The sequence below is a fragment of the Novosphingobium sp. 63-713 genome (genome assembly GCF_001898925.1).
Classification (GTDB): Bacteria; Pseudomonadota; Alphaproteobacteria; order Sphingomonadales; family Sphingomonadaceae; genus Novosphingobium.
On sequence record NZ_MKVS01000043.1, the window covers coordinates 21,883 to 31,109 of the forward strand.

Consider the following 9,227-nt stretch of genomic DNA (forward strand, 5'->3'; position numbering starts at 1 on the left):
TGCCGCCAATGCCTGGACCATCATGGATTACCCCTCACCGAAAGCACTTGGCGTTTTTTTGCCTATCTGTTCTAACGCTGATCCAGGAGAGATGAGCTGAAAGCCTTGTTCCGGATGAAAATTAAAACAAAGATCGGTGGCCTTCTTATTCTGCCGCTGGTGGTTTCGGCTATGGCCGCGCCCTTGCCTGCGGCGGCCAAGGTTGGCGCCGAGCCGGTCGAAATGATCTGGCCGGGCGGTTGGGGCAAGGTGGAGCTGATCATCCGCGAAAACCGGGCGGAACTGGTCTCTCATGAGTTGGGCGGCACGACCCGGCGCCTGCGCCTGATCGCCACGCCCGAGGACGCGCTGGCGGTGCTGGCGGATGAGCGCCTCGCTTTTACATGGCCTGCTTTGCTGAATTGGGCGGGCGATGATCTGCATGTCCTGCACGATCGGGCATTGGCCAGGGCAAAAGAAGCCGCAGACGGAATTGCAAAATCCTTGCCCGCCGCAAATCGGCAGCAGCAAGGTATTGGCGGCGACAACCGCGCCACCCTGCAATATGTCGAACTCCTGACCGATGTTGGCCACATCGACGAGGCCGTGGCCTTTGCAAAAGAGCGTTTGGCCTCTTTGCCAAGCGGTTCTCCGGCCGATTACATGCGCAGCAGCCTCAACAGTCGCATTGCCGGTCTGCTGTTTCGCGACGGCACCTCGGATCAGGCAATCGAAGGACTGCAAAAATCAATCAAGGAGCAAACCCGCCCCACCCCTTTTCAGATCAATGAAAAGATGACGCTGGTGGAATTGCTAGCAATATCCGGGCGCTACGAAGAAGCGCTGGCGGCCCTGGATGAGGCAACAGACGCCTTCAAGAAATTGTCCCCCGGCCTCTTCCCGAGCTACGAGCAACTGCCCGGCTCCATGGCCTACTTTCCCGCCATGAGAGCCTGCGCCCTTTATGGCCTGGGCCGCAAGGAAGAGGCTCTCGCACTGTTCGCTCGAATAAAAGACCAGCCCGGCCAGACTTCGACCTTTTCCGCGGTCGAAGACGCGCGCTTAAAGGGCATCTCCTGTACGCGCGATCCTGATCTTCTGGCGGCGGAAATAGCGCAAAGGGTCATGACAGCCCCGCCGGCAGGCGACATCATGACCTGGCTGCAACGCACGATGGCCTTTGGCCCATCCGGCCGAGTCAGAACACAAGCCATGTCACGCGAGATTGTCATCAAGGCCATGGCCGGGCGGGTGCGCCTGCTGGGTGGTCCTCTGGCGCCTGCCCTGCGTGGGTGGATGCCGGAAGCTTCTGTTTCCAAATGATGCTTGGTGAAAGGGGCAAGATTTTCCCGGCGTATTCCCTGATCGAGGAAGGTCTGAGGCTTGCCCTTCTTGTGACGGGAACAGGCTGGCGCTGTCATGTGGCGCGCCCGTCCGCCGATGAGGTCTGACGCAGAAGTGCTTTGAAGGTTTCCGCCCGACTCTATATGAGCGCCGGATTCGCTGCTTCAGTCGCGTCGCGCCCAGCTTGCGCAACCGGCCGCGCGTCTATAGTCGGATCATCAGGATATTGATTCACAATGAATTATCGCCATTCCTTCCATGCCGGCAATAGCGCCGATGTTGTGAAGCACAGCCTGCTGATCGCCCTCGTGCGGGCCTTGCAGCAAAAAGAAGGCGGGCTGACCCTGATCGACACCCATGCCGGCTGCGGGCTGTACGACCTTCAGGGAGATCAGGCTCAGCGCACCGGCGAGTCCACGCAGGGCGTGATGCGGGCCTTTGCCGACACGAACCCGTTGCTCGACGACTACCGCGCCGCCGTACGGGCGGTGAATGTCGGGGACGAGCCGCGTCTCTACCCCGGCTCGCCCCGGTTTCTGGCGCAACTTCTGCGCCCGCAGGATCTCCTGATCCTCAACGAAAAACATCCCGAAGACGCCTATGCCCTGCGCGGCGTGATGCGCGACACCCAAGCCGCCGTGCACGAACGCGACGCTTACGAGCTTTGGCTGGCGATGGTGCCGCCCCGAACGTCCCGCGGCGTGGTGGTGGTCGACCCGCCGTATGAGCAGACGGACGAACGCGCCCGTATCACGGCTACTCTGGCCGCCGCTCACCGCAAATGGGCGCATGGCGTGACGGTGATCTGGTATCCGCTGAAGGAGCGCCCCACCCATGCGCAGTGGAAGCACAAGTTGCGCAGGCTGGGCATTCCGAAATTTCTGAGCGTGGAGCATTGGCTGTACGACAGCGATCAGCCCGGCATCTATAACGGCGCGGGCCTTTTCATCGTCAACCCGCCCTACGCCTTCACGCAGGCGCTGTCGCCTATGCTGGAAGCCCTGCGCGCCGCGCTGGCGCCGGAGGGGCATAAGGGCCAGATCACAGCCGACTGGCTGGGCGATTAACATAAGCCCCCAGCCGCCCCATCACCGAGACTGGCCGCACCGCAAATCAGGGCTGCGCCGCCACCACCCCGCAGTGAGTCCATTTTGAAGGCGGCGATCTTGACCTGAGTGCGGCCATCGCATGCCCTGAAAATCTGTTTGCCATGGGCGATCATGGCGGTTTTGCGCTGATCTGGCCGCCCCTGCAACGCGGGAAGTCCACACCTTCATCGCCCGGGAAGCGAGCGGTGCTTGGACGCGCAAAGCGGCGCGCGAAGGCATCCAAATGGCACGCGCTTTCTCATCCAGCCTTACAATTCCCAGGCCGACAAGTAAAACAGCAACAAGCCGTCACCATCATATAGACTAAAGAGGAATGTGATGAAGACAGTTATGTTGAGCGCTCTGCTATTACTCACAGCATGCGGTAATTCCGAGTCCGACAAATCTGAAATCGATCAACTGCGCCAAGAAAATGCAGATCTGCAAGCGCAGCTTGCGACCATCCGGGAAAAGGCAGACGCACTCGAAACCGCCAGCGACAACCTGCAAGAGCAACTGGAGCGCTTCAAGACAGAGGACTGGCGCGACGTAATGCCCAACGCGGTCGAGGCGGGAGAGGGTGTGGAGCAGGCGCAAAAGGATTTGAAAGAGGCGACGAATAAATAAGCCGGCCGAGTTGGTGAGGCCGGAACGGGCAGGTACGGAAAAGAGTAACGCGCCGACTGGTGCCCAGAGCCCCAAACACCAGTCGACGCGCCCCCGCCCCGAATTGGTAGCCGTGAGCGGGGACCTTCGGCTTAGCAGGGCAATCCTGCCGATGGGATGAAGCATGCAGACAGGCGCTGTTAACCTGCGTTAGCTGGCTTCGAGGCGGCAGGCGCAGTCGTTAAGCCGCGCGCACCAATCTCGTTCTCATGTGCGCGCACCTGAGCAAGTTCATAGGCCGCCTGCATCCGCAACAGCGTATCGGCCTTGATGCCGAAGCCATTCTGAAAGCTGATCATAATATCGTGCAGCTATGGTCGAATCACCCCAACTCCGCGAAATTGCGCGCCGTGCTTGCCATGTGATTGCTAGAGTAAATTCAGGCGATGCGATGGGCCCAAAGTCGACCACTAAGCATCTGAAAAAATTGGTGCACCCGACGGGATTCGAACCCATGTTCCTCAGATTAGGAATTTGAGGTTTTATGACTAACGCTCGCGCCCATAAAATCACAAACCCAATGATTCAGCGCATTTCTATAATCTCATGCCATCACAAATCATCCTTGCTTTGAATTGATCTGATGCCTATCTGATGCCTAGGAGGCAAGAAAGCATCAGACATGGCCAAGGCACCGATCACCAAACGCACCGTAGACGCGGCAAAGCCTGCCGCTGCCGAGTATGTGGTGTGGGACGATGGCGGGAAAGAAACCGTCAAAGGCTTTGGCCTGAAAGTGACTCCGGCTGGCAGCAAGGTTTATCTCTACCAGTATCGCCTCGCCCGCCCCGGTCAGGCCGACAGGACTGCGCCGCGCAAATACACCATCGGCAAACATGGCAGCCTGACGCCCGATCAGGCCCGCGCCCGCGCCAAGGAACTGGCCGCGATGGTTGAGCAGGGAATCGACCCCCGACAATCGGAACTGGATGCGGTCACCGCCAAAGATGAGGCGAAACGCAAGGCTGAAGAGCGGGCTCGGCTTGAAGGTGATCTGGCCTTCGAGAATGTCGCGGCCCGCTGGCTGGAACATTACGAGCTTGAAAAGGGCCGCCGCCCCCGCACGGTCGAGCAAGCCCGCTACATCATCGACACACACCTGACCCCGGCGCTCAAAGGCAAGCCTCTACCCCACATCACGCGCGCGGACCTGCAACCCATTATCGACGCCGTGCCAATCAAGCATCGGGCAGGCCGCCTTGCCGTCTATGCCTATGCGTCGGTGCTGTTTCGCTGGGCGATGGAGCGCGGCGAGATCAGCGACAACCCTGTACGCCTGATGGTCAAGCCCACGGCACCGGAGGCGCGCAACCGCGTCCTGACCGATGATGAACTGGTCACGATCTGGCAAGCGGCGGGAAAACTGCGCGATCCCTTCGGCGCCTATTTCCGGTTGCTGATGCTGACGGGCCAGCGCCGGGAGGAAGTTGCTGCCATGGCTTGGGCCGAACTGGACCGGGCATCGGCGACATGGATCATCCCCGCCAACAAGGCCAAAAATGGCGTGGCCCATATCGTACCGCTGGCGCCTGTGGTGATTGAGGAACTGGATCGGCTGGCACTGTCCCTCCAGATCAAGGCCGAAGAAGATAAGCCGGACGCCAAGCGCTGGCCGAAGGCGGGACACGTGCTGTCTATCCGCGGCGTTTTGCCCCTGACATGCTATTCCCGTGCCCGCCGCCATCTTGATGACGAGGTGCTTAAGGTTCGGCAGGAGGAAGGCGCTTTATCGCCCTGGCGTGTGCATGACCTGCGCCGCACTCTCGCGACTGGATTGCAGCGCCTTGGAACGCGCTTCGAGGTAACCGAGGCGGTGCTGAACCACGTGTCGGGCGCCAAGGCGGGCGTGGCGGGAATCTATCAGCGCCACGATTGGGCCGAAGAGAAGCGGTCCGCGCTGGAAGCATGGGCGCGCCATATCGAAACCACCGTGACGCCAGCCGAGGAAACCAACGTCGTGCCCATCCGCAATGCCAAGCAATCCGCAGGGAGTGTGTAGTTTTTTACACAACATTTCTTGCCCTCCATCCCTCTAGCATGTAGAATACTACTCATGGAACGAGACAGCAGACGGATCATCCGGAGGCTTGAAAGCGAAGGCTGGGAACTGGTTTCCACACGCGGATCGCATCACAAGTTTCGGAAGGACGATAGGACCATCATCGTTCCCCACCCCAAGCGGGATCTGCCTTTAGGTACGGCCCGCAACATCGCAAAATTCGCCGGGTGGCTGTAATGCCAGCCGGAAAGGCAGGAACCATGAAGACCTTTTTCGCACTGGTGCATAAGGACGCAGAAAGCGCCTATGGCGTCACCTTCCCCGATCTGCCGGGCTGTTTTTCGGCGGCGGATGATCTGGCGGATGTGTTGCCCAACGCCTGCGAGGCGCTGGAACTGTGGTTCGAGGATGAACCGATGGTGGAACCGCGCGCCCTCGATGCCATCACCGCCGAAGTTGCGGAAGAATTGGCGGCCGGGGCCTTTCTGCTGGCCGTGCCCCTGCTGACCAGCGCCGGGCGATCCGTGCGCGTGAACCTGTCTTTGGACAAGGGCATTCTGGAGGCCATCGACACCGCCGCCAGCATGCGCAAACTGACCCGCAGCGCCTTCATCGTCGAGGCCGCGCGGAACGAGATTCGCGGGTTGCATTAGGCAGCGCGCGATAAAACGGGCCGGTCTGGAAGGTAGGAGCTCTCGACCGGCCCTAACCACAACAAACGAAAGGACCGTTTGATATGGCTGGTACCCCTGTAGAGGCGCAATCCGCGCCCGTCACCCCCTTTGACCCGGCTGCTTGGCTTTCCCGTTTTAAAGACGTCGGCGGATGGTGGGTCATTTCGGCTGGCGGCAAAGTGACCATGGGCTGGATGCTGGATGGCTTTACCCCTGCCCAGAATGAAGATGCGCGCCTGCACTGGAAAGAGCTTTCCGGACCAGATCGCAAGGTAGCGGTGGCACGGCACATTCAAGCCCTTGCCGGGGAGGTCTGCCATGACTGATCGCCGTCAATTTCTGGCATCCAGCGCGGCGTGTATCACCGCTGGCATTTCTGGAACCAAAGCCACCGGCAACGTCGGTATCCAACGCGCCAAATGGGATGCCGCGATGCGCCAGTTTCATGACAAAGAGGCAGAGCGCGAGCATTTTGCCGCAACCGTGCATGATCCTGCCTATGAACGCAGCCAGGCAGGCGGCCCGCGCGTTGACAAAGCCATCAATGACAAAATCGACCGACTGACCGAAGAGCTTTCCAATTTGCGTTGGAAGCTCATCAACATGCCCGCGCCTGACAGCAAGGCCGTGATGTGGAAGCTTGATTACCTGCTGGAGGATAATTGTGATGGCTATACCCATGGCTATCACATGGATTGCTTTACCCAAACGCTGGCCGATCTGCGCCGCCTGATGGGAGACGCATAATGGGAAACCTCCAACAAATCGGCTTTATTTCCGCACCTATGCCCGCCGTTGCGCGCATCTTGTCCCGCTACGACCGCTGCAAAGTCGAAGCCTTCATTGAGGTGGCCATCGGCTTGCTCGACACCTTCGACGCGCCGGACGACCCTGACGAACCTGATTTTTCATCCCGCTCTGATGGCCAGCCGGGCGATCCGGCAGACCATGAGCATAGCGGTGATGAGGAAGCCGGGGCCTATGCGGAGTTCACTTCGCTAATGGCAGCACAGCGGCGCTCCGGTGCCTGCCTGATAAATTCCTCTGGTCATGAAGATGACGAACTGACCGGCGACGAGCAGGACGGCGCTGGCGCAGAGGATGAGGAATGCGCCTGGTTCAGGGGCAAGAGCGGGGCAGCGGGATGCCCGGTCTCTGACCCCGGCGGATGCCAGCACGATTGACCGATCAACCCTTCCTTCCATTTCCGAGCGCCCCAGCCCCTGCCCTGAGGCGCTTCGGAACGGCTGGCCCGCATGACTTCCGCGCCAGCTTGGCAATGTCGGAATCCTATGCCGATGCCGGATGGTGGCTGGATTTGTATCGACGCGCGTTCCCCTCGCTGATCAGCGCAGTTTGCGTGCGAGACGACGGATGGGCGCAGCGCGGCGGGATCGATCGCGTGATCACTCTGGCATCGGGCCGGGTCTATACCGTGGACGAGAAGGTTCGAACCCACGACTGGCCCGACATTCTGCTGGAGCAGTGGAGCGACGAGGCGCGCCGGTCGCCCGGCTGGGTACAGAAGCCATTGGCCTGCGACTTCGTGGCTTATGCCTTTGCACCCAGCCGCCGGTGCTATCTGTTGCCAGTAGCGCCTTTGCAGCGCGCGTGGCGGCTTTATGGGCGCCAGTGGATTGACCGCTATGGCCAACGGCGCGCGCATAACGTTGGCTATGTTTCGACCAATGTGCCCGTACCAATTGACGTGCTTCTGCATGCCATGGCGGATGCGATGGTATTGAAAAGTAAATAATTTGATGATGGCTTCGTAACATGTCGGGTTCCGGACCGGAAAGGATAAGATCGCATGGCAGGCATTCGGAAACTGAAACCACATGAGTTTGACGCTGATGGCCTGCCCACGTTTCAGGTCCATATCGAATACCTGGACCTTGACGGGCATCCGATTGAACCGGGTGACGTTGGCGTAGAACGGACCCTTGCATCATGGATCGCATATTGCCCAAAGCTTCCGGGTTATTGGGGGATGGGCAAAAGCCAACGAGAAGCCATTGAAAGACTTTGGAGCGATTTCAAAAAGGATCCAGTATGCTTTGTTCCACGGGTAAAATTCGACGACGAGGAAGCAACCCAACGCCTGTTTCACCGCCTTCGCGACCTAGGCGGGGCGGATGCGGCATCCGAGGCTTTGCAGCCAAATGTGGGGCCAAACAATAACCCTATGGGCGTTTCTCCCACCGACCTTTTCCAAACGAGGAAAGAGTGGCAGCAGATTGAGCAAATGGTGGGTGGAGCTTGGAAGCCCAGTGATAATCTCATTTGGATTATGAGTAGATTTTCAGCGGGTACCGGGCCTTGGGCAAATGTGCTTGTGCGTCAACTTCGCGCTCGCCAGCGCATCATTCGATTTCTGAAAAAGCGCAGAAACTCCGGCAATACGGGATAAGAGCGACCTTATCCCATTCCGGGCTGTTGCTGCATACAGCTAAAATGTGAGTATCTGTAATGGCTACCAACAACACGAGGTAGCCCATGACCCCGGAGATTCTCGATACCGCAGGCGCCGCAGAATATCTTGGCCTGTCCTGCCCTACGCTTGAGCGCTTCCGCCTGACCGGCAACGGCCCCCAATTCGCCAAGCTTTCCCCCGGCCCGCGTGGCCCGGTGCGATATCGCCGCGCCGATCTGGATGCCTGGGTGGCGAGCCGCCTGATCCGCTCCACCAGTGAGCAAGCAGCTTGAGCCATGAAAAGCAAAGCCCCGCACCAAGGGGGCGAGGCTTCGCGGAATAGCTGTGGCGGCATTTCCTGCGATACCTTTACCCTCTCTGCTTTCCGCGCGCAACACCTTGCCAGCCGATATGCCCTCCCCTTCAAAACCGCCGCCCTTGTGGCCGCGCTGTCCTTTGGAGGCGCGCACCATGGGTAATCGCCGCACTCGCACCAGTCGCGCAGCATATGCCGCCATCGATCCCGCCGCTGGCCGCCTGCGCGCACTGGCCTATCGCCTGATACATGAGGCGGCCGAACGCGGTATGACCGCGCTGGAGATCGCCGAAGCCGCGCAGCATGATCGCTGGGGAATGTCCCCACGTGTGAGTGAACTGGTTTCGGCCAAATCCGTGGTCGATTCCGGCCGTACTCGCGCCAACCCATCCGGTAGGCAGGCCATCGTCTGGGTTCTGCCGGAATATGGCCCCGGGCGGGACGCGGTGCCCTTTGGCGTTGCCGCTGAAAACGTGATGCAATCTCTGGCGGCAAAGATGGAAGGGCGCGACAATGAGTGAAGCCCCCTCCTCCATGCTGGGCAACATCGAGGCCGAAGCGGCCTTGCTGGGCACGCTGCTGATGGACAATGGCGCCATCGAGGCCGCCGCTGATCGCCTGACCGGGCCCGACTTCATCGAACCGCTGCATGGTCGGATCTTTGAGGCCATCACCCGCGAAAGTGCGCTTGGCCGGTCGGTGTCGCCCATCACGATCAAACCCCACTTCACTGACGATCCGGCCATGC

The 9,227-nt window shown here is 59.9% G+C and carries 15 protein-coding genes; 14 read left to right on the forward strand and 1 reads right to left on the reverse strand.

Annotation, left to right across the window (positions count from 1 at the left end):
• The first annotated feature begins 105 nt into the window (after window positions 1-105).
• The 3 genes from BGP00_RS16980 to BGP00_RS16990 all read left to right on the forward strand — a co-directional run bounded on the left by BGP00_RS16980 (window position 106) and on the right by BGP00_RS16990 (window position 3,038).
• Window positions 106-1,302 (forward strand): hypothetical protein, encoded by a 1,197-nt coding sequence (locus BGP00_RS16980; RefSeq protein WP_292924169.1) that lies wholly within the window; start codon window positions 106-108, stop codon window positions 1,300-1,302.
• 257 nt (window positions 1,303-1,559) lie between these two features.
• Window positions 1,560-2,390, forward strand: a complete 831-nt coding sequence (gene rlmJ / locus BGP00_RS16985; RefSeq protein ID WP_292687450.1) for a 23S rRNA (adenine(2030)-N(6))-methyltransferase RlmJ — start codon at window positions 1,560-1,562, stop codon at window positions 2,388-2,390.
• A 360-nt stretch (window positions 2,391-2,750) separates the two neighbouring features.
• On the forward strand, window positions 2,751-3,038 hold the full coding sequence (locus BGP00_RS16990; RefSeq protein ID WP_292687448.1) for a hypothetical protein: 288 nt from the start codon (window positions 2,751-2,753) through the stop codon (window positions 3,036-3,038).
• 179 nt (window positions 3,039-3,217) lie between these two features.
• On the opposite strand, the gene BGP00_RS16995 is transcribed toward BGP00_RS16990, so the two are convergent.
• Window positions 3,218-3,376 (reverse strand): plasmid maintenance system antidote protein, encoded by a 159-nt coding sequence (locus tag BGP00_RS16995; RefSeq protein ID WP_292687446.1) that lies wholly within the window; start codon window positions 3,374-3,376, stop codon window positions 3,218-3,220.
• A gap of 323 nt (window positions 3,377-3,699) precedes the next feature.
• Here BGP00_RS16995 and BGP00_RS17000 point away from each other — a divergent pair, with 323 nt between their 5' ends.
• The 11 genes from BGP00_RS17000 to BGP00_RS17050 form a co-directional block, all read left to right on the forward strand.
• The gene (locus BGP00_RS17000; protein WP_292687444.1) at window positions 3,700-5,076 is read left to right on the forward strand and encodes a site-specific integrase; all 1,377 of its coding nucleotides are present in this window, start codon (window positions 3,700-3,702) and stop codon (window positions 5,074-5,076) included.
• Window positions 5,077-5,130: 54 nt separating this feature from the next.
• Window positions 5,131-5,313 (forward strand): type II toxin-antitoxin system HicA family toxin, encoded by a 183-nt coding sequence (locus BGP00_RS17005; RefSeq protein ID WP_292687442.1) that lies wholly within the window; start codon window positions 5,131-5,133, stop codon window positions 5,311-5,313.
• Window positions 5,314-5,336: 23 nt separating this feature from the next.
• Complete coding sequence (locus BGP00_RS17010; RefSeq protein WP_292687440.1) at window positions 5,337-5,729, forward strand: type II toxin-antitoxin system HicB family antitoxin; 393 nt, start codon at window positions 5,337-5,339, stop codon at window positions 5,727-5,729.
• A gap of 83 nt (window positions 5,730-5,812) precedes the next feature.
• On the forward strand, window positions 5,813-6,076 hold the full coding sequence (locus tag BGP00_RS17015; protein WP_292687438.1) for a hypothetical protein: 264 nt from the start codon (window positions 5,813-5,815) through the stop codon (window positions 6,074-6,076).
• On the forward strand, window positions 6,069-6,497 hold the full coding sequence (locus BGP00_RS17020; RefSeq protein ID WP_292687436.1) for a hypothetical protein: 429 nt from the start codon (window positions 6,069-6,071) through the stop codon (window positions 6,495-6,497). Before BGP00_RS17015 ends, BGP00_RS17020 begins: the two co-directional genes overlap by 8 nt.
• Window positions 6,497-6,934: a hypothetical protein gene (locus tag BGP00_RS17025; RefSeq protein WP_292687434.1), complete on the forward strand. Its 438-nt coding sequence runs from the start codon at window positions 6,497-6,499 to the stop codon at window positions 6,932-6,934. The genes BGP00_RS17020 and BGP00_RS17025 overlap by 1 nt, the downstream gene beginning before the upstream one ends.
• A 95-nt stretch (window positions 6,935-7,029) precedes the next feature.
• Window positions 7,030-7,506, forward strand: coding sequence for a hypothetical protein (locus tag BGP00_RS17030; RefSeq protein ID WP_292687432.1), 477 nt, complete (start codon window positions 7,030-7,032; stop codon window positions 7,504-7,506).
• A gap of 54 nt (window positions 7,507-7,560) precedes the next feature.
• A complete protein-coding gene (locus BGP00_RS17035) occupies window positions 7,561-8,160 on the forward strand; it encodes a hypothetical protein (RefSeq protein ID WP_292687430.1) in 600 nt (199 codons plus the stop codon).
• 86 nt (window positions 8,161-8,246) lie between these two features.
• On the forward strand, window positions 8,247-8,456 hold the full coding sequence (locus tag BGP00_RS17040) for a helix-turn-helix domain-containing protein (RefSeq protein WP_292687428.1): 210 nt from the start codon (window positions 8,247-8,249) through the stop codon (window positions 8,454-8,456).
• 178 nt (window positions 8,457-8,634) lie between these two features.
• Window positions 8,635-9,000 carry a hypothetical protein gene (locus BGP00_RS17045; protein ID WP_292687425.1) on the forward strand — a complete coding sequence of 122 codons (366 nt, stop codon included), beginning with the start codon at window positions 8,635-8,637 and terminating at the stop codon, window positions 8,998-9,000.
• The coding region (locus BGP00_RS17050; protein ID WP_292925792.1) for a DnaB-like helicase N-terminal domain-containing protein at window positions 8,993-9,227 on the forward strand (235 nt) is incomplete at its 3' end. The genes BGP00_RS17045 and BGP00_RS17050, both read left to right, overlap by 8 nt.

Coding starts and splice junctions, on each gene's coding strand:
- BGP00_RS17010 (WP_292687440.1), top strand. CDS start 5,337: ATGAAGACCTTTTTCGCACTGGTGCATAAGGACGCAGAAAGCGCCTAT.
- BGP00_RS17025 (WP_292687434.1), top strand. CDS start 6,497: ATGGGAAACCTCCAACAAATCGGCTTTATTTCCGCACCTATGCCCGCC.
- BGP00_RS17045 (WP_292687425.1), top strand. CDS start 8,635: ATGGGTAATCGCCGCACTCGCACCAGTCGCGCAGCATATGCCGCCATC.
- BGP00_RS16995 (WP_292687446.1), bottom strand. CDS start 3,376: ATGATCAGCTTTCAGAATGGCTTCGGCATCAAGGCCGATACGCTGTTG.
- BGP00_RS17020 (WP_292687436.1), top strand. CDS start 6,069: ATGACTGATCGCCGTCAATTTCTGGCATCCAGCGCGGCGTGTATCACC.
- BGP00_RS17035 (WP_292687430.1), top strand. CDS start 7,561: ATGGCAGGCATTCGGAAACTGAAACCACATGAGTTTGACGCTGATGGC.
- rlmJ (WP_292687450.1), top strand. CDS start 1,560: ATGAATTATCGCCATTCCTTCCATGCCGGCAATAGCGCCGATGTTGTG.
- BGP00_RS16990 (WP_292687448.1), top strand. CDS start 2,751: ATGAAGACAGTTATGTTGAGCGCTCTGCTATTACTCACAGCATGCGGT.
- BGP00_RS17015 (WP_292687438.1), top strand. CDS start 5,813: ATGGCTGGTACCCCTGTAGAGGCGCAATCCGCGCCCGTCACCCCCTTT.
- BGP00_RS17000 (WP_292687444.1), top strand. CDS start 3,700: ATGGCCAAGGCACCGATCACCAAACGCACCGTAGACGCGGCAAAGCCT.
- BGP00_RS17040 (WP_292687428.1), top strand. CDS start 8,247: ATGACCCCGGAGATTCTCGATACCGCAGGCGCCGCAGAATATCTTGGC.
- BGP00_RS17030 (WP_292687432.1), top strand. CDS start 7,030: ATGTCGGAATCCTATGCCGATGCCGGATGGTGGCTGGATTTGTATCGA.
- BGP00_RS17005 (WP_292687442.1), top strand. CDS start 5,131: ATGGAACGAGACAGCAGACGGATCATCCGGAGGCTTGAAAGCGAAGGC.